The following is a 23,078-nucleotide window of genomic DNA, read 5'->3' as shown; positions in this document are numbered from 1 at the left end:
GAGTGCGCACTCCCCGGGCCCCTCTCGTATCTCGTACGCGTACGTTCAGGACAGCCGCTTGACCGCCGCCGCCACCCGCTCGTCGGTCGCGGTGAACGCCACCCGGACGAAGCGCTCGCCCGCCGGGCCGTAGAAGTCGCCGGGCGCGACGAGGATGCCCAGACCGGCCAGGTACGCCACGGTCTCCCAGCACGGCTCGTCCCGGGTCGCCCAGAGGTAGAGGCTCGCCTCGCTGTGCTCGATCCGGAAGCCGTGCGCCTCCAGGGCCGCGCGCAGGGCGAGGCGGCGGTCCGCGTACCGGGCGCGCTGCTCGGCCACGTGCGCGTCGTCGCCGAGGGCGGCGACGGCGGCGGCCTGGACGGGGGCGGGCGTCATCATCCCGCCGTGCTTGCGGATCAGCAGCAGCTCACCGAGGACGGCCGCGTCGCCCGCGATGAAGGCGGCCCGGTAGCCGGCCAGGTTGGAGCGCTTGGAGAGCGAGTGGACGGCGACGATCCCCTCGTAGTGGCCGCCGCAGACGTCCGGGTGGAGCACCGAGACCGGCTCGGCCTCCCAGCCGAGCTCCAGGTAGCACTCGTCGCTGAAGACCAGCACGCCGTGCTCGCGCGCCCACGCCACGATCCGGATCAGCTCGTCCTTGGCCAGCACCCGGCCGGTCGGGTTGGAGGGCGAGTTGAGCCAGAGCAGCTTCAGCCCGGCCGGGTCCAGCTCGGTCGGGTCGTCGTAGGCGACGGGCTCCGCGCCGCAGAGCCGGGCGCCGACCTCGTACGTCGGGTAGGCGAGCCTCGGGTAGGCGACCCTGTCGCCCGCGCCGAGCCCGAGCTGCGTCGGCAGCCACGCCACCAGCTCCTTGGAGCCGACGACCGGCAGCACGTTGGCGTGGGTCACCCCGACCGCGCCGAGGCGGCGCTCCACCCAGCCGGTGAGCGCGTCGCGCAGGGCCTCGGTCCCCCACACCGTCGGATAGCCGGGGCTGTCGGCGGCGGCGACGAGCGCCTGCCGGATCACCTCGGGCACCGGGTCGACCGGCGTGCCGACGGAGAGGTCCACGATGCCGTCCGGGTGGGCCTGGGCCGTCGTCTTGTACGGCGTGAGCCTGTCCCAGGGGAAGACCGGGAGGCGGGAGGAGACTGCGGACACGGGACTCTGCTTTCTCGGAGCTTTGTCGGAGCTTTGTCGGAGCTTTCTCAGGCTGTACGGGGATACGCCTCGGTCCCGCACGGTGACGAGCCGTACGGGACCGGGCTGCGCACGTGGTGCCGCCTGCTACTGGTTCTGCGGCGGCAGTCCGGCGACGAACGCGTGGTCGCGCTCGATGAGACCGAGCTTGGAAGCACCGCCCGGCGAGCCGAGGTCGTCGAAGAACTCGACGTTCGCCTTGTAGTAGTCCTTCCACTCCTCCGGAGTGTCGTCCTCGTAGAAGATGGCCTCGACCGGGCAGACCGGCTCACAGGCTCCGCAGTCGACGCACTCGTCCGGGTGGATGTACAAGGACCGCTGGCCCTCGTAGATGCAGTCGACGGGGCACTCTTCGATGCAGGCCTTGTCCTTCACGTCGACACAAGGCTGCGCGATGACGTAAGTCACGCTGTCGTTCCTCCTCGGTAGGGCGTTGGCTCTCGCGCGGGAGCGCGGCGTCGTCGATGCCCGCCCCTAGTATCTCCGTTCTCGGGCACGATCCGAACAGGAGGGGCGGACAGAGCTGTGGAATTCACCATGGGCGGACGGCTGGAGGTCCGCATCACACCTGCTGACGTGGGCAAACGCGTCTCCGTCCGGCGGCGTTCCGAGGGGGGCGGCGCGGGCGCGGAGTTCACGGACACGGTCGGCGTTCTCACATCATGGGACGACGGTGTGGTCGCGATCACACGCAGGAGCGGGGAGTCCGTCCGCATCGTGGAATCGTCCCTGGTGGCGGGCAAGGTCGTCCCCGCGGCCCCGGCCCGCAGACGGGGTCCGGCGGCCTCCTTCGAGGAGCTGGCCGCCGTCACCGCGCGGGCCTGGCAGCCGGTGGAGAGCGAGGCCCTGGGCGAGTGGCGGCTGCGCGCCGCCGGAGGGTTCACCCGGCGCGCCAACTCCGTACTGCCGCTCGGCGATCCGGGGATGCCGCTCGGCGAGGCGTTCGGGCAGGTCGAGCGGTGGTACGAGGAGCGGGGCCTGCCCCCGTACGTCCAGACGGCGACCGGGGCCGAGGGGACGCAGGAGACGCTCTGCGCGGAGCTGGAGCGGCGCGGGTGGCGGCGCGAGGTCTCGGCCCAGGTCCGGATCGCCGCGCTGGCGCCGGTCGGTGACCTGGACGCGGACGTGTCGGCGGTGCGGCTGACCCGCGAGCCGGACGCGGCGTGGCTCTCGCGCTACCAGCGCTTCACCACCCCCGGCCCGCACGTCCTGCGGGTGCTGGGCAGCGGCCCTTCGGTCTGGTTCGCCACAGTGGCGGGCGAGAGCGAGAGCGCGGACGAGAGCGAGGGCGAGAGCGCGGCTGCGGCCGGGGCCGAAGACGGGAGCAGGGCCGGGAGCGCGGTGCCCGCGGCGATCGGCCGGTGTGTCGTGGACGGGCGGTGGGCGGGGTTCATGGCGGTCGAGGTCGCGCCCGAGCACCGGCGGCGCGGACTGGCCACGGCCGTGATGGCCGCGCTGGCCCGCCGGGCCCTGGACGAGGGCGCTTCGGCGGCCTGGCTCCAGGTGGAGGAGGACAATGAGGGGGCGCGGGAGCTGTACGACGGCATGGGCTTCGCGACGCACCACAGCTACCACCATTTCCGGCCCGCGTAGCGGAGCCGGGGTGGGGCGGCGGCACGGCAGCAGGGACGATCAGGGGCATGGGTCGCATATGAGCGCAGAGGATTCCGGTACGGCCGAGCGGCGGCGGCAGTTCGCCGAGGAGGCCCGGTCCGAGCGGCCGGATCTGGCGCTGCTCTGCCTGCTGCTGGGCGCGGAGGCGGGCCCGGTCGGCCCCGAGGAACCGCGCCCGGTCGACCCGGCGGATGCCTCCCCCGACCCGTACGGGATCGATGCGGCCCAGATCGAGCTGGACCGGCTGGCCGGGCTGCTGCCGTACGGCTCCCGCTCCCCCGCCGACTGGGCCTCGGCGCTGGGCCGACTGCTGGGTGAGCGGTACGAGTTCAGCGGCTCGTCGGCCGACTACCAGCGGCTGGAGTCCTCGCTCCTCCAGCAGGTGCTGCGCCGCCGCCGGGGGCTGCCGATCCTGCTCTCGGTGGTCTGGATCGAGGTCGCCCGGCGGGCCGGCGCCCCGGTGTACGGGGTGGCGCTGCCCGGCCACTTCGTGGTCGGCTTCGGGGACCCGGCCCAGCCGGTGCTCGTCGATCCGTTCGCCGGGGGCGCGCCGCTGACCGGCCAGGACGCGGACCTCCTGGTCGCCGGGGCGACCGGGGCGCGGCTTGAGCCGTCCATGCTGACGCCCGCGCGGCCGCTGGAGATCGTCCTGCGCATCCTCAACAACATCAGGGCCTGGGCCACCGCCCGCCCCGAGCGCACGGATGTGGCCCTCTGGGCGGTGGACCTCTCGCTGCTCCTGCCCTCGCACCCGGCACGGCTGCGCTACGAGCGGGCCCAGCTCCTGGTCCAGCGCGGGGAGTTCCAGCGCGGGGCGGCGGAGATGGAGGAGTACGCGGAGGTGCTCGACACCATCGAGCCGACGACGGCCGAGACGGTCCGGCACAAGGCCCAGGCGGCCCGCGCCCTGCTGAACTGACGCCCACGCCGTTCCGGGGCCGGTCCGGTCTGTCGCGCCGCGCCGGGGCCGGGCCAGCGTGTCGCGCCGGGCGCCCGGCGGCGGGACCGGCGTCCCGCCCGTCCCGTCCCCGCCCGTCCCCGCCCCGTGCGCTCCCGGTGTACCCCCGGACGCCCCCGTCCGCGCCCACGCAGGCACGGAAATCCGCCAATTCGTCGGCGTACCCGAATGCTCATGCGCTCCACTGGAGACTCGTCACCCGACGCGCACACACCATCGCATTCTGCGATACGCCTGTAGTGCGCGCCCGGAGAGAAATGCCGAGGGCAGCCTGATGACAACTGTTCTGCTGGTCCACACCGTGCCGCTGTGGCGCGCTTCGCTGGCCTCCCTGCTCGGTGCCGGGCAGGGCATAGACGTACGGATCTCCGAACAGGGCGCGATACGTTCGGCGCTCGCCGGGAAAGGGCCCGATGTGCTCCTCACCGACCTCGACTGTCCGGATGCCCTGGACGTCCTGGAGGAAGTGAGGTCGCTGGCCGAACCGCGCGGCAGGGGGTGTCCGCTGGCCGTGCTCACCCGCAGCGACCGGCCGCGGGGGCTGCGCCGGGCCTACGAGGCGGGCGCGCGCGGCTACATCGACAAGTACCGGCCGGTGAACGACCTCTCCGAAGTGATGCACAAACTCGCCGACGGCGGGCGGCACATCGACGAGTCGCTGGCGTTCAGCCTGTTGCAGGTGGCCGACATGCCCTTATCGCCCAGGGAGTTGAGCGTGCTCTCGCTCGCGGAGGGCGGGGAGACGGTCTCCGGGATCGCGGGGCGGCTGCATCTGACTCCGGGGACGGTACGCAACTACCTCGCCGCCGCCATTCGGAAGTCCGGGGCGCGCAATCGGATGGACGCCATCAGACGGGCGAAGGAGGCGGGGTGGATATGACCCGGCCGCTCGGTCACAGGGACGCGTCGTCCGGCTCCCAGAGCCCGGCCAGGTCCCGGTAGAGGGCCGAGGAGCGCAGCAGCTCCGCAGAGGTGCCGCAGCGGGTGCGGACCCCGTCCATCACCAGGATCCGGTCGGCGCGCCGGGCCGAGCTGAGGCGGTGCGCCACGACCACCAGGGCGCCCGGCAGCGCGGCGAACGCGCGCTCGGCGCGGGCCTCGGCGGACGGGTCGAGCCGACTGGTGGCCTCGTCGAGCACGATGAGCGGCGGGGCCGCCAGATGGGCCCGGCCCAGGGCGACGAGCTGCCGTTCGCCCTGGGAGAGCCGGTCCGGTTCGAGGAGCGCGTCGAGGGAGCCGAGCCGGGAGAGCAGGGGGTCCAGGCCGAGCGCGTCGACCGTGGCGGCCAGGGACCGGTCGTCCGCGTCCGGGCGGAGGTAGCGGAGGTTGTCGCGCAGCGAACCGGTGAACACGTAGGCGTGCTGGGGCAGCAGGACGCGTACGGAGGTGGCGTCGGCCGCCCGCACCGGCCGCCCGTGCCACCGCACCGAGCCCCCGGTGGGCTGCTCGACCCCGGCGATGACGGCGGCGAGCGTGGACTTGCCACTGCCGCTCGGCCCGACCACCGCGAGGTGCTCGCCGGGGGCGATGCGCAGCGAGAGCCGGTCCAGGACGGGATGCGCGGCCGGTCCGTACGCGAAGGTGACGGCGTGGAGTTCGGCGACGGGGGCGTCGGCCGGCGGGGGTGCGCCCCGGTCGTGGCCGTCGCCCTGCGCCCGTCCGTCCTCGGCCGGGGGCGGCGGCGCGTCCGTGAAGCGGTCCAGGACCACCAGCAGACGGCCGCCGACCGTGGAGAGCATGGTCATCAGCGCCTGGACCGCCGGGGCCAGTGCCTGGGTGAGGTAGGTGAGTGCGCCCACCAGCGCGCCGGGCGTGAGCCCGTCGCGCAGCAGCCAGGGGGCGCCGAGCAGCAGCAGGAGCGGCGGGAAGCGGCCGCAGACCGCGAGCGCCACCACCCGTACGCCGGACCAGCGGGCCAGCGAACGGGCCGCGCGGACCTGGTCGGCGGCCAGGACCCGGGACTCTGCCACCGTACGGTCGGCGGCCCCGGCGGCGGCGAGGTCCCGCAGGTCGGCGGCGGTCCGGCCCGCGTGGGCGGCGTACGCCTCGTCGGCGGACAGGTAGTCGCGCTGCCGGGCGGCCATCGGCGGCAAGGTGGCCAGGAACAGGGCGGCCCCCAGGACCAGCGGGGGCAGCACGATCAGCAGGAGTCGCGGCTCCAGGGCCAGCAGACCGGCCACCGCCCCCGCCACCGTGAACACGAACGACCGCAGGGTCAGCACGAGTCCGGCCCAGCCGTCCCGGGCGATCTCACTCTGATGGGTGACCTGGGAGAGCGACCGGGAGGTGGTGTCGGCGGGATGTGCGAGGGCGCCGGACAGGGCCCGGGAGACGGCACGCCGGACCAGCCCGTCGCGCAGCGGCTCCACCAGGTCCGCGAGGCGTCCGAAGACCCCCCGGGTGGCGAGCTGGGCGGGGAGCACGGCCACGGCGGCGACGGCCAGCCAGAGGAGACCGGTGAGCGGGCGTCCGGCGAGGAAGCCGTGGTCGAGCGCGCGGGCGACGCCGAACCCGCCGAGGAAGGTCTGGACGAACTCCAGCAGGGACCAGCCGGCCAGCCGCAGGACGGTCCCGGTACGCGCCCGGAGGAAGGGCCGGGCGTCCCGCGTCACCCTGGTGAGGGGGCCACCGCCACGGCCGCTCGCCTTCGCCGATTTCGCCGGTGCCGCTGGTGCCGCTGGTGCCGCCGATCCCGCCGGTGCCGCCGGTGCCGCCGATTCCGCCGGTGCCGTCACCGGGCTGCTCGGCTTCTCCGATTTCGCCGATGCCGTCACCGGGCCTCCGCTCCGTGCATCGCTTCGGGGTGCGGGCGTGGGAGTGGTGGTGCCGGGGCGCCTGGGGTGCCCGAGGTGCCCGGGCTATCCGGGGTGCCCGAGGTGCCCGGTGCCTCGGGCGCGTCCGGTGCCTCGGGCGCGTCCGGCGGCTCGGCGGGCTCCGTCGCCTCCATCGCCTCCATACGGAACACCGCCCGGTACTCCGGATCCGCCCACAGCTCCTCGTGCGGGCCCGTCGCCCGGACGCGGCCGTCCTCCAGCCAGAGGACCCGGTCCGCGCGGGCGGCCGAGGAGAGCCGGTGGGCCACGATGACGCGGGTGGCGCGCCCGGCCCGTTCGTCGAGGGCGCGGCGGACGTGGTGCTCGGTGACGGTGTCGAGGCCCGAGAGCGCGTCGTCCAGGATCAGCAGGCGGCCCGGGTGGGCGAACGCGCGGGCCAGGCCCAGGCGTTGGCGTTCACCGCCGGAGAGCGGGGCCTCGGTGAGCGGGGTGGCGTAGCCGTACGGGAGGAGGCCGACGAACCCGTCCGCGCGGGCGGCCCGGGCCCCGTCCCGTACCGCGTCCGGCCCGGCGGTCCACGGCCCGAAGGCGATCGTGTCCTCCACCGTGGTGCCGGGCAGGGCGGGACGGGCGAAGGCGTAGGCGACCTCGGGGCGCAGGAGGGCGGGGTCCATGGCGGCCAGCGGTACGCCGTCCAGCAGCACGGTTCCGGTGTCCGGGTCGAGCAGCCTGCCCACGACCGCCGCGAACACCGACTTGCCGGAGCCCGAGCGGCCGACGACGGCGAGGGACGTGCCCCCGGGGACGGTCAGGTGCACACCGGTCAGCAGGTCACGTCCCTCCTGTACGACGCCGACACCCCGGAGTTCGAGGTGGCCGGGGCCTCCGGGGACCGGGCCCAGGCCCTGGTGCGGCAGCGGGTCCAGGGCGAGCAGCGGGTCCAGGGTGCGGGCGGCGGCGCGGCTGCGGGCGAGGGCGCCGAGCGCTCCGGTGAGGGCGCCGATGCCGACGGCGAGGGCCGCGTACCGGGAGGCGGCGACCAGCTCCCCGACGCCGATCGCGCCCGCGTCGAGCCGGAGTCCGCCGACCGCGAGGACCAGCAGCATGAGGAGCGGCAGCAGCAGGGCGCTCTGACCGGCGGCCCGCCCGTACACGGTCCAGGTGCGGCGGCCGTGGGCCGCGAGGGTGGTGAGCGGTTCGAGGATGCGGCGGTACTCGCGGGCTCCGGTACGGGCGGCGCGGATGGTGTCGGCGCCCTCCAGGGCCTCGGTGAGGCGGTGGGCGATGACGGACTGGGCGCGCTGGTAGTCGGCCCCGGCGTCGGCGGTGCGGCGGGTGAAGGTATGGAGCAGGGCGATGAGGAGGGGGGCGCCGAGGAGGAAGGCGGCCGCCGTCCAGGGGTCGATGAGGAACAGGCCGATGACCGCGCCGACCGGGAGCAGGACGCCCGAGACGGCTCCGGCGGCGGTGACGGGCGCGGCGGCCGCGTCGGCGGTGCGGGCGGTGAGCCGGGCGGTGAGGTCGCCGGTCGGTACGGCGAGGGCGCGGCGGGGTTCGGCGGCCAGGACCCGGGCGGTGGTGCGGGTACGCAAGTGGGCGGTGAGCCGGGCGGTGGTGCTGGTGCCGAGGACGGCCGAGCACGCGTCGAGCCCGGTCTCGGCGAGGATCAGTACGGCACAGAGCAGGAGCCCGGCCCAGGGCACGGGCCCGCCGTCGACGAGCCGGCCGACCGTGTGGCCGAGGGCGGCGGGCAGGGCGAGGGCGGCGAGCGCGCCGCCGATGGAGCAGAGGAGGAGGGCCAGGAGGGCGGCCGGGTGGCGGCGGGCGAGCTGCCGGGCGCCGGACGGAGTCGCGGGGCGGGGTTTCAGCCGCACGTGGTCTTCCTTTCCGGCTCGCGGCGGCACCTTGGGGCTCGCGGCAGCAGATGGCGTACGGATGCCGCCGGTCCCGGCACGGACGGACGCCGCCGGTCCCGGGCGGATGAACCGCTCGGGACCGGCGGACGGGCCGCCCGGTCCGCCGACGGGATCACCGGCGGAGCGGGCGGCGGGGCGTCACGGGGTGCAGAGGACCACGCTCAGCGAGCTGTACTCACAGACCAGCAGCGAGACCTGGCTGCCCGAGGCCAGCTCGCCGAAGGACTCGTCGGCCGGGGTCTCCATCGCCTGAAGGTCGAGAAGCGCCATGATGGTGTTCCTTTCTGGGACGGTGACCGGAACTTGTTGTTCCGGCTGGGTGTTGAGCGGTGGTGTGTTGCTACGACCCCTGAGGGAGCCGGTCCGTGGGGCCGCTCGCGCGGCCGGGGTGCGCCGCCCGGGGAGCGGCGGCGGTGAGGAAGGGAAGCGTGGCGGGCGGGCCAGGTGGGGCGTCCAGCGCGCTGCCCAGGGCAGTACCCAGGGCGAGCAGGCAGCCGGCGGTCCCGGTGGCCAGGTCCATCGAGAGCCGCATCAACTGCTCACCGGGGAAGGCCAGTTCACCTTCGTACGTGAGCGCGTGGCCGGACAGCAGACCGGTGTGGCGGCGGATCGCCCGTGCCCGGGTCTCCTCGTCGCACAGGGGCGTGGCCGCCAGGTGCATGAGGAGTCCGGCGGAGCCGCGCAGCAGTCCGGGCTGGACGTAGAAGGCGGAGAGCGCGGCCGGGAGCAGGGCACGCCCCGCCGCCTCCAGCTCCACGTCGTCGGGGCGGTGGGCGAGGTAGGCGTCGATGACGGCCGCGATACCGGCGCTGCCCGCTCCGAGGTAGGGCATCAGCCGCTTGCCCTCGACGACGAGGAGTTCGCCGTCGTCCCCCGCCCGGCACCGGTCCAGGTCACGGCGGAGTGCGGCGGCGGCCAGGTCGAGCAGGGCGGTGTCCCCGGTCGCCTCGTACCGGCGGACCAGCAGCAGGGCGACTCCGGTCGCGCCGTGCAGGAGGCCGGTCCGGGGCGACGGCGGGCCGTCCACCAGGGCCCGTACGGCGAGGGCGGTGCAGCGTCCTGCGGCTGCGGCCAGGACCGGGCCTTCGGTGGCGGAGGCGGTGCGGGCCAGGTCGTCGAGGGCGAGGCCGATACCGGCGTAACCGCTGTGCAGTCCGGGTGTCAGGCCCTCCAGCGGCTGGTCCAGGACGATCCGGAGGAGGTCGGCGGCCTCTGCCGTGCGGCCGATCCGGTTCAGCGTCCAGGCGATGCCGGTGAGCCCGTCGTAGAAGCCGAGCGGGGAGCCGGAGGCCGGGTCCTTGGCCTGCCGCAGCAGCCACTCCTCGGCCGCCTCGCACCGCGCGGCGCCGGTCTCGTGCAGGGCGTAGAGGACACCGGCCGCGCCGTACGCGAAGGACTGGCCGCCGGTCGCGGTGGCGAACTGGGCGATGTCGCCGGGGAAACATCGGTCGTCGCGGTCGGGCGTGCAGGAGGCGGCGATGGCGCGGGCCATCGAGTCGCGGGCGGCGGGCCAGTCGCCGGGGGCGGGCAGAAGCGAACCGGGGGCGGGCGGAAGCGAACCGGGAGCCGCCGCCCCCGTAGCCGTACGCGTTTCCTTACTCGCCGCCGCCCCTGTAGCGGTACGCGCTTCCGTACTCGCCGCCGCCCCCGTAGCCGTCCTCGCCGTCCCCGCACCCGCACGCGTCCCCGTACTCACCCCCGTACCCCGCTGGATCTCCTCCACCGCCGGGCGCAGGCTCTCCTCCCCCACCGGGAAGATGCGCGCGATCTCCCGGGCGAGACCGGCCGCCTTGGTGCGGTCGATGCCGAACAGGGTGGTGAGCGGCAGGTACAGCGCGAGCCGCAGACAGGCCAGTGCGTACCGGTCGATGTCGGTGCCGCGCCGGTCGGGCGGGGCCACGAAGGCCGGGTTGGCGACGATCTGGCGGCGCCGGTCGGCGGCCGGGGAGGCGGCCTCGAAGTCGAGCAGGGCGATCCGGCCGGACTCCTCGTCGACCATGACGTTGCTCATGTGCAGGTCGCTGATGACGATGCCCCGGGCATGTACGGCCTCGACGGCACGCTCGACCTTCCCGTACAACTCCTCGGCCCACACCACGTGTTCGGCGAGCAGCTTCGGGTCCGGGTTCTGCCGCGCGAGCGGAAAGCGGCGGGCGAACACGGTGTTGAGGGTGGTGCCCGGCAGATACTGGAGGACGAGGAAGTGGTGACCGCCGACCTCGAACGCGTCGCGCACGGCCGGTACGCAGTCCAGTCCGGCCAGTTGCTCCAGCGCGGTCCGCTCCCGCCCCAGCCGGGCGACGGCGTCGGCCCCGTCGGCGGCGAGACCGGCGTAGGGGCGGGCCTCCTTGAGGACGACCTGCTCCCCGGTGCGGCTGTCCCGGCCGAGGTAGACCCCGCCGCCGTTGGAGAAGTGGAGCGCCTTTTCGACGGTGTACGGCAGGTCACCGAGGCCGACGGCGGCGCGGGCTTCGAGGTGCGGGCGCAGGAAGTCGGGCGGGGTCACCCAGGAGGGCACCCGGAAGGCCGGGCCCCGGTCGTCGGGGACCAGGCGGCCCTGCGGATCGGCGACGGCGGGTACGGGCCGCCCGTCGGGCCCCGTACAGAAGCGGGCGGCGAACGCCCCGTACCGCGTGTGCACCGGCCCGTTCCCGCACCGCAGATCGCTGAGGATGTACGGCCCGTGCTCACCGTCCAGCAGCTCCATCAGCGCGCCGCACACTTCGGGGAACGTGTCCTCGGAGTGCGGATACACGGTGATGAACTTGCCGCTCCCCGCCCGGTCCGCGTACTTGGCGTTCCGCAGCTTCAACAGGCCCGGCGAAGGTACGCACTTGAAGGGCAGTCGGTGCAACAGGCAGTAAGCCAGGACCCGTTCGAGAACCGATATCGCATTGTCGGCGGCGGCCGATATGTGGATCTTCCAGCCCTGGGCCGGCAGCCGGAGCCCGTCGGGGCTGAAGGAGAGCCAGTCACCGCGCCGGGAGCGGGTCCATCCCCGGGGTGCGGCGCCACGGACCGGAGCGTAGAACGAGCCTTCCTCACCGCCCTGTTCGAGGGAACGGTGGGGTGCGTCGTAGAAGTGGCGGTCCGCCTGGCAGTACGCGGCGTACTCCGGATTCACGACGTTCCCCTCGCTCGGTCGGATGTGGCGAGAGAGAAATTGTCATAACGACGAGCATCGCCAACAGTCACCGATGTCATGACTCACCCATGCGCGCGAGCCATGCGGACCGCATGGTCCAGCGGTGTTCTCCCTGCTGCGGACAGGGGCGCGCGCGGGGCGCGTTCACTCTGCGGCGCGCACCAGGCCGTCCCCCGCCGCCGTACGGAAATAGAGCACCGACCGGCCGTCCCGGCGGCGCCGCACCAGCCCCGCGTCCAGCAGAACCCGCAGGTGACGGCCGACCGAGCCCAGCCCCTGCCCGGTCAGCGCGGTCAGCTGGGTGGTGCTCAGCGGTGTGGCCAGCAGGACCAGAACTCCCGCCCGCGCCGGGCCGATCAGCGTGCCGAGCGCCTGCGGTACGGGGGCACGCCCGGGGTCGGCGAGCGCGCCCGAGCACGGGTAGACGACCCCGTACCGGTACGGGATGTCCCAGCAGACCCAGCCCACATCGGCGGTGACGGGGGTGAACACCAGCTGCGCGCCGTCCAGTTCACGCGGCGGGTTGTCGTACGTGTTGATCTGGAGCCGACTTCCCCCCAGCCACCGCATCCCCGGCCGCATCCCGTCGAGCGCCTGCGCCCAGCCGCCCCGGCTCAACTGGGCCGACCGGGCGATCACATCGGCCTCCAGGACCCGCCGCCGGGCGGCCCACTCCGGCTCCACGGCCCGCGCCCACAGCCACTCCAGGACCCCGGCACTCCGCTGGGCCAGGTCGTCCCGGTCCAGCGGGGCGGGCAGCGGTCCGCGCAGGGTCACGGCGAGATCGGCGCGGGCCACGTCCGGCGGCGTCGCCCGGACCCGCGCCAACTCCTGCGCGAATGTGTTCGGTTGCTGCCCGGCGGGCGGGGGCACGGGGGCGGGGGTGAGGAAGTCGGCGCTCCAGCGGGGCGAGAAGGCGGCGCGGACGATCCGGGCGGCGAGCGGGTCCTCGGACTGCCACTGCCGGTAGACGGGCAACCACCGCTCCAGCCAGGCGCGTTCGCGCGGGTGCGCGGCGGCGGCCCGCTCCAGGGTGCGCAGGCTCGCCACGGTCTCGGCCAGCGGGGAGACGACGAAGCGGCTGTCCGCGAGCGTGTCCGCGCTGATCTGCCACCAGCCCATCGGCCGCCCCGGAACTCTTGATGTTCTTTCGCCCCTCCGCGAAAGAATAACGGGCCCGCGAAGCACCGCCCGAGACTCAGCCGATGCGCACCTACCGCTACCGCGAACTCTTCCGCACCCCGGACTTCCTCCCGCTCTTCGCGACCGTCTCCGTACAGGTGGCGGCGCAGACCGCGAGCGGGCTCGCCCTCGGCACCCTCGTATACGCGTCGACGGGTTCGCCGCTGCTGTCGGCGCTGGCCATGTTCGGCCCGTCCTTGGCCCAGCTCGCCGGGGCCCTCACCCTGCTGTCGGCGGCGGACCGGCTGCCGCCGCGCGGTGCGCTGACCGGGCTGGCGCTGCTGTTCGCGCTCGGCACCGGCGTACAGGCGGCTCCCGGGCTGCCCCTGTGGGCCGCGTTCGCCGTACTGCTGGGCCTCGGGGTGGTCTCCTCGCTGGGCGGCGGGGTGCGGTACGGGCTGCTCAACGAGATCCTGCCGCAGCGGGGCTTCCTGCTCGGCCGCTCGGTGCTCAACATGTCGGTGGGTGGCATGCAGATCCTCGGGTTCGCGGTGGGCGGGGTGCTGGTGACCGCCCTCTCGGCGCGCGGCACACTGCTGGCCGGGGCGGCGCTGTACGTGATCGCCGCCGCCCTCTCCCGGTTCGGGCTCACCGCCCGGCCACCCCGCGCCACCGGCCGGGCCTCGGTCCGGGAGACCTGGCGGATCAACGCGGTGCTCTGGTCGTCGGCGCCGCGCCGCTCCGTATACCTCGCCCTATGGGTGCCGAACGGGCTGGTGGCGGGGTGCGAGTCCCTGTACATCGCCTACGCCCCCGAGCACGCCGGGCTCCTCTTCGCCTGCGGGGCGGTGGGGATGCTGGCCGGGGACACGCTGGTCGGCCGGTTCGTACCGGGGCGGTGGCGCGCCCGGCTCGGCGCTCCGCTGCGGCTGCTGCTGGCCGCCCCGTACCTGGTGTTCGCCCTCGACCCCGGGCTGCCGGTGGCGGTGGTCGCGGTGGTGCTGGCGAGCGTCGGCTTCAGCGCGATCCTGCTGCTCCAGCAACGCCTGATGGCCCTGACGCCCGAGGAGTTGAGCGGTCACGCGCTGGGGCTGAGCACCTCGGGGATGCTCGCGATGCAGGGCGTGGGCGCCGCCGTCGCGGGCGCCATCGCCCAGCCGACCTCCGCCGCGACGGGGATGGCGGTGGTCGCGGCGCTGTCGCTGGCGGTGACACTGAGCCTGGCGCCGGGGCTGCGTACGGGACACGGGCCGGGCTCGCCGGGCAGACTGTACGGGGACAAATCACCCCGTACGGAGGAGGCGGCACCCTCGTGACCAGCCGGAACGATCCCGCCCTTGATCAGCACAGCTCCCCCGCTTCCTCCCCCGCTTCCACTTCCACTTCCGCGGGACGGACGGGCAAGGGCAGGGGCAGCCAGTGGGAGGCCATGCTCGCGGGCGAGCCCTACCTCGCCGACGACCCGGAGATCGCGGCCGACGCCCTGCGCTCGGCGCTCCTCAACGAGCGCTTCAACGCCACGTCGGCCGCCGACCCCGGGGCCCGCCGCGCCGCGCTCACGGAGCTGCTGGGCGGGCTGGGCGAGGGTGCCGAGATCCGGCCGCCGCTGCGGGTGGACTTCGGCCACCGGATCACCGTGGGCCCGCGCACGTTCGTGAACTTCGGGGCGGTGTTCCTGGACGTCGCCCGCATCACGATCGGCGCCGACGCCCAGATCGGCCCGAACGTCCAGCTCCTCACCCCCACCCACCCGGTCGACCCGGAGCCGCGCCGCGCCAAGTGGGAGGCCGCACAGCCGATCACGGTCGGGGACAACGTATGGCTGGGTGGCGGGGTGATCGTCTGCCCGGGGGTGAGCATCGGGGAGAACACGGTGGTCGGCGCGGGGGCGGTGGTCACGAAGGACCTGCCCGCGAATGTGGTGGCGGTGGGCAATCCGGCCCGGGTGATCCGGAGGATCGGAGAGGCCGAGGCGGCCAAGGGGGCCTCTCCGGCCGGGGAGGCCAAGGGGGGCGGCGAGGCCAAGGGGGCTGGAGAGGAGGCGGGGGCGGCGCCCCCGTTCCCGTAAGACCGTGGACCGAGCCGGAATCAGGGCCGCCCTCTCCACCGCCCAACCCGGCCCCACGACTCCAGGCCGAGAGGCCCTACGCCGCCCGCCACGCCTCCGTGGCGCACGAGACCTCGAAGTGCCACCACCCCTCGTCCCGCCCCCGGACGAGCAGCGCCTTGATGCCCCGGAGGTCCGCGCCGCCCGGCACGGTGAGCGCGACCAGCGGGAAGTCCGCGCTGAAGACCTCGCCGCCCAGCCCGAACGGGGCGAGCCGCTCGTGCACGGCGCGGGCGTCCCGCCCGAGCGGACCGTCCGGCACGGGCAGCACGCGTACGGTGCAGTTCCCCGAGTCGGCCACCCGCCCGGTGGCCCAGTGCACCCCGTCCGCGTCGGTCGTGAACCGTACGGTCTCGCCCTCGGCCACCCCGTCCTGGAGGAACGGCACGTTGTCGACCCGGGCGGTGTCGGCGCTCAGCCGGGTGGCCCACAACCCCTCGGTGTCGTACGGCAGCCAGTCCTCACGCGGCACGAAGCGGAACCAGACCTTGATCCGCCGGCCGACGTCACCGGCCGGGCGCTCGTCGTGGGCCGGGCGCTCGTCACGGGGCGGGCGCGGCGGACCGGCGTCGGGCGAGCTCATGGCCCCATGGTCCCCCCTGCGCCGGACGCCCGCTCGTCCGGCACCGCGCCGCCGGGGGCCACAGCACCCATGCGGGACATCAGTTCATGAAGCCAACGAGCGCCCCGACTGACCGCGAATTCGGTCAATCACCGCACCACTGAAGCCAGTTGTTGCACATCAGACCCCTCCCACGAGACGCGTCCCGCACACCTCTTGACGCGTACAGGCCCACCGAGGAAACATCACCGCAACGAGAGAGCGCTCTCTCACCTTCTCCCCACGGGCGCTCTCCCGCCCGTCCGTCGTGCACACGTACCACGACCCAGGAGACGTACCTTCATGCATGTTCCCCCCACCGCACCCCCCACCTCTCCGCGCGGCCGCCGCCGGTCGAAGGCCCTCGGGTTCGCCGCGCTCGCCGTATCGCTGCTCATGGCCGTCCCCACCGCCCAGACGGCGTTCGGCGAGGAGAACCAGCAGGCCCGGGCGGGGGTCCAGGCCGTCCCGGGCGGGGGCGACCTCGGACCGAACGTCCATGTCTTCGACCCGTCCACGCCCGACATCCAGGGCAAGGTCGACGAGATCTTCGAGAAGCAGGAGGAGGCGCAGTTCGGCAGCGACCGCTACGCGCTGCTGTTCAAGCCGGGCACGTACGACGACATCAACGCGCAGATCGGCTTCTACACCTCGATCGCGGGCCTCGGCCTCCACCCGAACGACACCACGTTCAACGGTGATGTGACGGTCGACGCGGGCTGGTTCGGCGGGAACGCCACGCAGAACTTCTGGCGCTCGGCGGAGAACCTGACGCTGAACCCGGTCTCCGGCACCAACCGCTGGGCGGTCTCCCAGGCGGCCCCCTTCCGCCGGATGCACGTCAAGGGCGGGCTCAACCTCGCGCCCGACGGGTACGGCTGGGCCAGCGGCGGCTACATCGCGGACAGCAGGATCGACGGCGAGGTCGGCCCGTACTCCCAGCAGCAGTGGTACACCCGCGACAGCTCGGTCGGCGGCTGGACCAACGGTGTCTGGAACATGACCTTCTCGGGCGTCGAGGGCGCCCCGGCCAACAGCTTCCCGGAGCCGCCGTACACGACCCTGGACACGACCCCGATCTCCCGCGAGAAGCCCTTCCTCTACCTCGATGGGACCGACTACAAGGTCTTCGTCCCGGAGAAGCGCGAGAACGCGCGGGGTGTGTCGTGGGCCAACGGCACACCGACGGGTGCGTCGATCCCGCTGGACCAGTTCTACGTGGTGAAGGAGGGGGCGGACGCCGCGACGATCAACGCGGCCGTGGAGCAGGGCCTGCATCTGCTCTTCACCCCCGGCGTCTACCGCATCGACGAGACGATCACCATCGACCGCCCCGACACGGTGGCCCTCGGGATCGGCCTCGCGACGATCATCCCGGAGAACGGGGTGACCGCGATCAAGGTCGGTGACGTATCCGGTGTGAAGCTCGCGGGGCTCCTGGTCGACGCGGGCCCGGTGAACTCCGAGACCCTGATCGAGGTCGGCCCGGAAAACGCCTCGGCCGACCACGCGGCCAACCCGACCTCTCTCCAGGACGTGTTCGTACGGATCGGCGGCGCGGGTCCCGGCAAGGCGACCACGAGCATCGTCGCCAACAGCGACGACGTGATCATCGACCACACGTGGGTGTGGCGCGCGGACCACGGGGAGGGCTGGGGCTGGGAGACCAACCGGGCCGACTACGGCGTCCGCGTCAACGGCGACGACGTCCTGGCCACCGGCCTCTTCGTCGAGCACTTCAACAAGTACGACGTGGAGTGGTACGGCGAGCGCGGCCGCACGATCTTCTTCCAGAACGAGAAGGCGTACGACGCCCCCAACCAGGCCGCCATCCAGAACGGCGACACCAAGGGCTACGCCGCCTACCGGGTCGACGACTCGGTCGAACAGCACGAGGGCTGGGGCATGGGCAGCTACTGCTACTACAACGTCGACCCGACGATCATCCAGGAACACGGCTTCAAGGCACCGGTGAAACCCGGGGTGAAGTTCCACAGCCTGAGCGTGGTCTCGCTGGGCGGAAACGGCCAGTACGAGCACGTGATCAACGAGGTCGGAGGCCCGACGTCCGGCACGGAGACGATCCCCTCCCAGGTGGTCAACTTCCCGTAATACGGGACCTGTACGGGAGCGGGGCCCGGCTGCTGTTGAGCGCCGGACCCCGCTCCGCCGCATACTGCCACGCCCTCACGTGCGCCCGTAACGGATGGTGTGGTCGGCGAACTCCAGCGCCATCTCGGTGGTGACGGTGGGCCGGGTGCGGCTGATGGTGCGCAGGAAGTCCTCGGTGGTGGGCCGGGCCCTGCTCCCGGTGTCGAGGGTGCGCTCGAAGACGGCCTGGGCGACGGTCCGGGCGGCCTGCTTGATGTCGGCGGGGGTGAACCCCTCGCTGGCGTCGGCGAGGAGAGCGGTGTCGGCCTCGGCACCGGTCCGGGCGAGGTAGCTGGCCCAGAGCGCGGACCGGGCCTCGTGGTCGGGCGGGCCGACGGGCAGGACGTAGTCGAACCGGCCGTGGCGCAGGAACGCCGGGTCGAGGGCGGCGACGGTGTTGGTGGCGCAGACGAGGAGCCGCCCGTCGCGGTCGCGGAACCGGACGATGGACTTGAGCAGCTCGTTGACGACCCCCACGGAGACGGGATCGGCGAGATTGCGCGCCCCGGCCACCTCCTCCACCTCATCGATGAAGACCAGCGCGTGGTCGAGCTGGGCGATCTCCTCGAAGCGGCGGGAGAGCCCGTTGGCGAGCCCGTCCTCCAGGGCGAGCCGGGAGGGGAAGAGCTCCACGAAGGGCCAGCCGAGCCGGGAGGCGACGGCCTGGGCGAAGGTGCTCTTGCCGGTGCCCGGCGGCCCGAACAGGACGACGGCCTGCGGCGGTTCGACGCCGTGCTCGTCGGCGAGCTCGGGGTTGGCCAGCGGCAGGACGAGCCGCCGCTCGACGAGCTGTTTGGCGTCCGCCATCCCGGCGAGCCGCTCCCAGAGCCCGGCGGGCGGCACGGTCGCGCCGAGCGAGGAGAGTACGGCGGCCCCCTCGGCGGTCACCGACTGGGCCTTCTCGTAGTAGGTCAGCCCGCGGTGCCCGCGGAACCCGGAGTTCGTGAGCGCCGCGGCCCCCGTCTCGTCCTCCGGCAGCACCGCCGCGACGAGCACCGCCCCGGCCCCCCGCATCCGCTGCTCCAGCGCGGAGAGCAACGCGGTCCCGAGCCCGAGATTCCGCCAGGCGGGATGCAGGGCGACCCGCAGCACCCAGGCCCGGTCCCCGTCGACCCGCCCCACGGCGGCCCCCACGAGATGCCCGTCGGCCACGGCGACGACACCGGGATTGGGCCCCTGGAGCGCGGCGACGACTTCGGAGAGCCGGAAGACGGCGGGCTGCCCACTGGTCCGGCTCTCCCCGTCGAGGCGCACGACACCCTCAAGATCCTCGGGTACGAAGTCCCGCACATGCCACACGGCCATGACCCGACCCTGCCTTGCCCTGCCTCCGACGGCCCCCGTCCTGCCCTGCCTGCCCTGCCTGCCCTTCCATCATCGGTCCGGTGGGGGCGGGGCGCATCCGCCTGACGGGGGCGGGACACTCGGCGGAAACGCGCGCACGGGACCGTTCAGGTCAGCCCAGGACGAGGGTTTCGTCTCCGAAGTCGGCTACAAGTTTCAGCTGTCCGCCCAGAGCAGCGACATACGCGGCAAGTGTCTCGACCTCGGAGCGGTTGATCGCGCCCTTCTCTATGGCCGACACGCGCCCTTGGGTGACGCCGAGAGCCTTTGCCACTGCCGCCTGCGTCATCCGCTGACGCTTGCGGACCTCGGCGAGACGGTGCGCTCTCACCTCGGACAGCAGCAGGGCAGCGCGCCGCTCGACCTCATGGGCCTCGTCGGCGGAGAAGTCGAACTCACCCTTGAGGTCGTCCCAGTCGACGGCGTCGGCCGCCTTCCGCCCTGCGCTCATGACTCCTCATTTCTTCTCATCCCTGTACGCCTCGTAGGCGTCTTCCGCTGCCTTGATCGCCGTCCGATACCACCCCGACCAGCTGCCGGATTTGTCGCCACCCACCAGGATCACCGCGTTGCGCGCAGGGTCGAACACGAACAGGATCCGGACCTCGCTGGAGCCTGACGAACCGGGCCGCAGCTCCTTGAGGTTCGCAAGAGCCGAACCCGTGATGCGGTCAACGAGCGGCCGACCAAGTGCAGGCCCTTCCGTTTGCAGGATATTGATGGCGGCTGTGACTTGGAGGAGCGTGTCCCGATCATGCTGGCGCAAGCCGTGTAACCAACTCCTCGCCGGCTCCACAACGATGATCTTGAACCGCATTTACTCTCCAGCCACCTGAAACATCACTCCTGCATAATATCACCCACGGGTGATATCGGTGGAGAGCGGCAGAACGGACGCAGCCCCCGCCCGGAGTGTTCGGGTGGGGGCTGCGAAGGGTGGGGCCGGGGGTCTCAGCCCTGGCCTGTCAGGTTGATGGTGACCGTGCGCTCCTCCGGGGTCTTGCCGGTGAGGGCCGTCTTCATCGCCTGGGCCACGTCGTCCGCGCCGACCTGGTGCTCCTTGCCGTCGGCCTTGACGGCCATGATGCCGTCGAAGACGCCGTCCAGGAGGGTGTCGATCGCCTTCTTGTCGTAGAAGTCGACCAGCCGGCCGTCGACGGCCTTCATGGAGAGGATCTGCGGCAGCGACCGCGCCGGGCCGAACTGGATCTGCTTCGGGCCCGCCTTGATGGTGATCAGGTCGGACATCGCGGGCTCGGCGAAGTCCTTCATCGCCCGGGTCAGTTCGGCCTGGGTGATGGTGGGCTCCTTGGTGGTGACGGGCAGTTCGACCACCCGGGCCTGTCCGGTCTGCACCTGGGCGCGGTAGGCGTCGCGGACGGAGATCAGCGACTGGCCGACGTCGAGCGTCTTGCCGGCCTTGCCCGGGACCACGACCGCCTTGTTCGGCTCGAAGCGGATCGTGCCGTCCTGGGTGGAGCCCGCGGCGCCCGCCAGGTCGGTCAGCGCGACGCCGAGCTTCTCCTCGTCGACCGGGATCACCGGGTTGGCGGTGCGTGCCCCGCCGAACAGGGAACCGATCACCGAGACAGGGTTGTAGTCGCTGCCCGCGGCACCGCGCACGGTCTCCTGGCTGTCCAGGGTGAGCCCGGCCTTCTCCGGGTCCAGCTTCTGTTCCTTGCCGTCCACGGAGAGCGTCAGCGGCGCCTGGGCCCGCTCGCCGAGGGTCGCCTCCAGCTTGGCGACCGCCTCCTCCTTCGTGCCGCCGCCGATGTCGACGCCGAGCACCGTGGTGCCCTTGGGGACCTCGGAGTGGTTCAGCAGGAGGCCCGCGCCGTAGGCGATGCCGAGCAGCACGATCGCGGCCACCCCGAGGAGGACCAGCTTGGAGCGGCCCTTCTTCGCGGGGGTGGGGGCGGGAGCGGGCTTCGGGGCCGGGCGGGCGGCGGCGGGACCGGGCGTGGAGGCGCCGGGGCCACCGGGTCCGCCCGCGTCACCCGAACCACCGGGACCACCGGGACCGCCCGGGCCGCCGAAGCCTCCGGGACCGCCCGGGCCACCGGGGCCCCCGGGGAACGGGCTGCCGGGGCCACCCGGGCCACCGGCGAACGGGCCGCCCGGGAACGTCGAGCGGGGCTCGCTGGGCACCACGGGGATGCCGCTCGTCAGCGTGTCACCCGAGACGTGTCCGCCCGGGCCGGAGTCGGGCCCCGGGGACTGCGGCGTCAGGATCGCGGTGTCGTCGAACATCCGGGGCGGTACGCCGCCGGGAGTGCCCGGGACCATCGGGCCGGGGCCGCCGAGGCCCGGGACCCCGTCGAGGTTGGGGGTCAGCGCGGAGGTGCCGGTGGCCGGGCCCGTGGTGGGGCCAGCCGGTCCCGGCGTACGGGCCCCGAGGTCGGGCCCGGAGCGCGGACCCGGGCCGGGCGGCTCCGTGCTGTAGGCGTCCAGGGCGCTGCCGGAGCCGGGGGCGGCGGGGCCGCCACCGGGGCGGGGAGCGGCGTCCGAGAAGTACGGCAGGTCGGGCCGCGAACGGCCGGCGTCGTCGGGCGGGCCGCCCTGGCCCGCCGCGCCGGGGAAACCGGGACCGTCCGAACCGCCCTGGCCCGCGACGCCGGGGAAGCCGGAACCGTCCGAACCGCTCTGGCCCGCCGCGCGGGGAAAGCCTGAGCCGTCCGACCCACCGGCAGCCGGGCCGCCCGGCCCCGGACTGCCGGAACCGGGGCCGCCGGAACCCGGACCCAGGCCGCCGAGGCCCGGACCACCGGAACCGGAACCCGGGCCGCCAGCGCCCGGACCGCCCAGACCCGGACCACCGGAACCCTGCGCACCGGAACCACCGGAACCCGCACCAGGGCCACCGGCACCCGGCCCGCCGGCGCCACCGGAACCGGCCGCGGCCCCCGTACCGGAACCCGGCGGGGGCGTCGGGCTCTTGCGTGGGGCGAACCAGTCGCTCCCGCTCTTCGCCCTGGCCGACTCGTCGGCGCCGGACGGCTCGGCGGACGTGCCGCCGCCGTCCCGGGCCTGCGAGGGCGACGGGGAGGACGGGCCGCCGGACGTACCGGTCCCGCCCGGCGTACCGCCGTCGGTCAGGCCCGAGGGGGCGGACGGAGGCGTGCCGGGGCGCGGGGTGGAGCCGGTGCGCTCCGGGTCGGAGCGGCCCGTGGCGAGATCGCTCTCGGCCATCGGCGTACGCATCACGACCGGCGGGATGGGACGCGACCCGGGGATGTTGATCCGGATGCGCGTCGTCAGCGTCGTCTCGGTCTTCGGCTCTTCGGGCCGGGGCGGATCGACGGATTCCGGGGCCTCGTCCGAGCCGGCCGGCGACGGATACTGGCGGGATCCGTACGGCGGCGTACCCGACGGGTACGCGGCTCCACCGCGCCCCTGGGGCCCGGAGGACGAACTGTCAGTTTCACGACTCAAAGCAGGTTCTCCCGATTGGCTCCGCCGCCCGTACTTCCCCCATGCCGCAGGCCAGGGGACGGCTCGGCGCGCGCACCACCATACTGGCCGCCGCCGTCGGACACTCCGCGACCGGGGGAAACCTCCACTGCGGCATCACACCTGTGGGGGGCATTCCGGGCACGGACTTAGCACTTCAGATACCGGACCGGCTGTTACGGATGGCCGATTGCGGAACTTTTGAGGTGGTGGCGCACATCACAGCGGCGGCCGTTCCGCCGAGCATGAAGAGCACCAGGCCGAGTTCGTCGCCGAAGACGTAGTCGCCTTCCGGCCGGCCGGACAGCAGCAGGAACAGCGTGATGAACCAGCCGACCGCCGGGGCGAGCGCGCCGATCTGGGTCCCGGTCAGGACGCGGCCGCCGTAGAAGAGACCGGCGGACGCCGCCAGGGCGAGGATCAACCCGCCCGGGAACCACGCCGCTTGGACGAGCGTCCCGGCGATCGCGACGAGGGCCCCGAGCACGGCGAGCCCGAAGTAGGCCGCGATCCGGGCCGGGTTCGGCCGGGAGGTGAGGACGGAGCCTTCGGGCGCGCGGGGTGGTGCGCCGGTACGAGGGGCGCCCTTACGGGGCGCGTCGGCGCGCGACGCGCCGGTACGGGGCGCGTCCTTACGAAGCACGTCCTCACGGGGTGCGTCAGTACGGGGTGCGTCAGTACGGGGGGCGTCCTTGCGCGGCGCGTCCTTGCGCGGCG

19 protein-coding genes are annotated in these 23,078 nt (G+C 73.7%); 6 read left to right on the top strand and 13 right to left on the bottom strand.

The annotated features are described in order from the left end of the window. Window positions 1-45 precede the first annotated feature (45 nt). Window positions 46-1,140 carry a succinyldiaminopimelate transaminase gene (dapC, locus tag ACFW9Z_RS04585; protein WP_384634246.1) on the bottom strand — a complete coding sequence of 365 codons (1,095 nt, stop codon included), beginning with the start codon at window positions 1,138-1,140 and terminating at the stop codon, window positions 46-48. A 126-nt stretch (window positions 1,141-1,266) separates the two neighbouring features. Beyond that, window positions 1,267-1,587, bottom strand: coding sequence for a ferredoxin (gene fdxA, locus ACFW9Z_RS04580; protein WP_003966501.1), 321 nt, complete (start codon window positions 1,585-1,587; stop codon window positions 1,267-1,269). A gap of 117 nt (window positions 1,588-1,704) precedes the next feature. Here fdxA and ACFW9Z_RS04575 point away from each other — a divergent pair, with 117 nt between their 5' ends. The 3 genes from ACFW9Z_RS04575 to ACFW9Z_RS04565 all read left to right on the top strand — a co-directional run bounded on the left by ACFW9Z_RS04575 (window position 1,705) and on the right by ACFW9Z_RS04565 (window position 4,631). After that, a complete protein-coding gene (locus tag ACFW9Z_RS04575; protein ID WP_384634242.1) occupies window positions 1,705-2,772 on the top strand; it encodes a GNAT family N-acetyltransferase in 1,068 nt (355 codons plus the stop codon). Between the two features lie 58 nt (window positions 2,773-2,830). Then, the gene (locus tag ACFW9Z_RS04570; protein WP_384634239.1) at window positions 2,831-3,712 is read left to right on the top strand and encodes a tetratricopeptide repeat protein; all 882 of its coding nucleotides are present in this window, start codon (window positions 2,831-2,833) and stop codon (window positions 3,710-3,712) included. A 313-nt stretch (window positions 3,713-4,025) separates the two neighbouring features. After that, on the top strand, window positions 4,026-4,631 hold the full coding sequence (locus ACFW9Z_RS04565; protein ID WP_384634236.1) for a LuxR C-terminal-related transcriptional regulator: 606 nt from the start codon (window positions 4,026-4,028) through the stop codon (window positions 4,629-4,631). A gap of 13 nt (window positions 4,632-4,644) precedes the next feature. Here ACFW9Z_RS04565 and ACFW9Z_RS04560 read toward each other — a convergent pair whose 3' ends face one another. The 5 genes from ACFW9Z_RS04560 to ACFW9Z_RS04540 all read right to left on the bottom strand — a co-directional run bounded on the left by ACFW9Z_RS04560 (window position 4,645) and on the right by ACFW9Z_RS04540 (window position 12,708). After that, on the bottom strand, window positions 4,645-6,363 hold the full coding sequence (locus tag ACFW9Z_RS04560; RefSeq protein WP_384634233.1) for an ATP-binding cassette domain-containing protein: 1,719 nt from the start codon (window positions 6,361-6,363) through the stop codon (window positions 4,645-4,647). 158 nt (window positions 6,364-6,521) lie between these two features. Continuing rightward, a complete protein-coding gene (locus tag ACFW9Z_RS04555; RefSeq protein ID WP_384634230.1) occupies window positions 6,522-8,399 on the bottom strand; it encodes an ABC transporter ATP-binding protein in 1,878 nt (625 codons plus the stop codon). Window positions 8,400-8,579: 180 nt separating this feature from the next. Continuing rightward, on the bottom strand, window positions 8,580-8,711 hold the full coding sequence (locus tag ACFW9Z_RS04550) for a SapB/AmfS family lanthipeptide (RefSeq protein WP_366822025.1): 132 nt from the start codon (window positions 8,709-8,711) through the stop codon (window positions 8,580-8,582). Between the two features lie 70 nt (window positions 8,712-8,781). Beyond that, entirely contained in the window at window positions 8,782-11,565 is a 2,784-nt protein-coding gene (gene lanKC / locus ACFW9Z_RS04545) for a class III lanthionine synthetase LanKC (protein ID WP_384634227.1), read from the bottom strand. A 165-nt stretch (window positions 11,566-11,730) separates the two neighbouring features. Continuing rightward, on the bottom strand, window positions 11,731-12,708 hold the full coding sequence (locus ACFW9Z_RS04540; RefSeq protein WP_384634224.1) for an ArsR/SmtB family transcription factor: 978 nt from the start codon (window positions 12,706-12,708) through the stop codon (window positions 11,731-11,733). 83 nt (window positions 12,709-12,791) lie between these two features. Here ACFW9Z_RS04540 and ACFW9Z_RS04535 point away from each other — a divergent pair, with 83 nt between their 5' ends. Both ACFW9Z_RS04535 and ACFW9Z_RS04530 read left to right on the top strand, forming a co-directional pair. Further along, the gene (locus ACFW9Z_RS04535; protein WP_384634221.1) at window positions 12,792-14,024 is read left to right on the top strand and encodes an MFS transporter; all 1,233 of its coding nucleotides are present in this window, start codon (window positions 12,792-12,794) and stop codon (window positions 14,022-14,024) included. Window positions 14,025-14,137: 113 nt separating this feature from the next. Beyond that, window positions 14,138-14,776, top strand: a complete 639-nt coding sequence (locus ACFW9Z_RS04530; protein ID WP_384634627.1) for a sugar O-acetyltransferase — start codon at window positions 14,138-14,140, stop codon at window positions 14,774-14,776. 76 nt (window positions 14,777-14,852) lie between these two features. On the opposite strand, the gene ACFW9Z_RS04525 is transcribed toward ACFW9Z_RS04530, so the two are convergent. Beyond that, window positions 14,853-15,398, bottom strand: a complete 546-nt coding sequence (locus ACFW9Z_RS04525; RefSeq protein WP_384634218.1) for a DUF4265 domain-containing protein — start codon at window positions 15,396-15,398, stop codon at window positions 14,853-14,855. 321 nt (window positions 15,399-15,719) lie between these two features. Between ACFW9Z_RS04525 and ACFW9Z_RS04520 the strand changes: the two genes are divergently transcribed. Continuing rightward, window positions 15,720-17,528 carry a coagulation factor 5/8 type domain-containing protein gene (locus ACFW9Z_RS04520; RefSeq protein WP_384634215.1) on the top strand — a complete coding sequence of 603 codons (1,809 nt, stop codon included), beginning with the start codon at window positions 15,720-15,722 and terminating at the stop codon, window positions 17,526-17,528. 75 nt (window positions 17,529-17,603) lie between these two features. On the opposite strand, the gene ACFW9Z_RS04515 is transcribed toward ACFW9Z_RS04520, so the two are convergent. From ACFW9Z_RS04515 to ACFW9Z_RS04495, 5 genes are all read right to left on the bottom strand, one after another. Then, window positions 17,604-18,872, bottom strand: coding sequence for an ATP-binding protein (locus tag ACFW9Z_RS04515; protein ID WP_384634212.1), 1,269 nt, complete (start codon window positions 18,870-18,872; stop codon window positions 17,604-17,606). 151 nt (window positions 18,873-19,023) lie between these two features. Beyond that, entirely contained in the window at window positions 19,024-19,362 is a 339-nt protein-coding gene (locus tag ACFW9Z_RS04510) for an XRE family transcriptional regulator (RefSeq protein ID WP_384634209.1), read from the bottom strand. A gap of 6 nt (window positions 19,363-19,368) precedes the next feature. Next, window positions 19,369-19,728: a type II toxin-antitoxin system RelE/ParE family toxin gene (locus tag ACFW9Z_RS04505; protein ID WP_384634206.1), complete on the bottom strand. Its 360-nt coding sequence runs from the start codon at window positions 19,726-19,728 to the stop codon at window positions 19,369-19,371. A 134-nt stretch (window positions 19,729-19,862) separates the two neighbouring features. Next, window positions 19,863-22,343, bottom strand: a complete 2,481-nt coding sequence (locus ACFW9Z_RS04500; RefSeq protein ID WP_384634203.1) for a hypothetical protein — start codon at window positions 22,341-22,343, stop codon at window positions 19,863-19,865. A 175-nt stretch (window positions 22,344-22,518) separates the two neighbouring features. Further along, complete coding sequence (locus tag ACFW9Z_RS04495; RefSeq protein WP_384634624.1) at window positions 22,519-23,004, bottom strand: DUF6113 family protein; 486 nt, start codon at window positions 23,002-23,004, stop codon at window positions 22,519-22,521. Between the last annotated feature and the right edge of the window lie 74 nt (window positions 23,005-23,078).

This window comes from Streptomyces sp. NPDC059452, from assembly GCF_042750035.1.
Classification (GTDB): Bacteria; Actinomycetota; Actinomycetes; order Streptomycetales; family Streptomycetaceae; genus Streptomyces.
Note: the sequence above shows the minus strand (reverse complement) of the source record. Positions and strands in the feature narration are given on the sequence as shown.

Coding starts and splice junctions, on each gene's coding strand:
- ACFW9Z_RS04570 (WP_384634239.1), top strand. CDS start 2,831: ATGAGCGCAGAGGATTCCGGTACGGCCGAGCGGCGGCGGCAGTTCGCC.
- ACFW9Z_RS04565 (WP_384634236.1), top strand. CDS start 4,026: ATGACAACTGTTCTGCTGGTCCACACCGTGCCGCTGTGGCGCGCTTCG.
- ACFW9Z_RS04550 (WP_366822025.1), bottom strand. CDS start 8,711: ATGGCGCTTCTCGACCTTCAGGCGATGGAGACCCCGGCCGACGAGTCC.
- ACFW9Z_RS04540 (WP_384634224.1), bottom strand. CDS start 12,708: ATGGGCTGGTGGCAGATCAGCGCGGACACGCTCGCGGACAGCCGCTTC.
- ACFW9Z_RS04535 (WP_384634221.1), top strand. CDS start 12,792: ATGCGCACCTACCGCTACCGCGAACTCTTCCGCACCCCGGACTTCCTC.
- ACFW9Z_RS04530 (WP_384634627.1), top strand. CDS start 14,138: ATGCTCGCGGGCGAGCCCTACCTCGCCGACGACCCGGAGATCGCGGCC.
- ACFW9Z_RS04525 (WP_384634218.1), bottom strand. CDS start 15,398: ATGAGCTCGCCCGACGCCGGTCCGCCGCGCCCGCCCCGTGACGAGCGC.
- ACFW9Z_RS04520 (WP_384634215.1), top strand. CDS start 15,720: ATGCATGTTCCCCCCACCGCACCCCCCACCTCTCCGCGCGGCCGCCGC.
- ACFW9Z_RS04515 (WP_384634212.1), bottom strand. CDS start 18,872: ATGGCCGTGTGGCATGTGCGGGACTTCGTACCCGAGGATCTTGAGGGT.
- ACFW9Z_RS04510 (WP_384634209.1), bottom strand. CDS start 19,362: ATGAGCGCAGGGCGGAAGGCGGCCGACGCCGTCGACTGGGACGACCTC.
- ACFW9Z_RS04505 (WP_384634206.1), bottom strand. CDS start 19,728: ATGCGGTTCAAGATCATCGTTGTGGAGCCGGCGAGGAGTTGGTTACAC.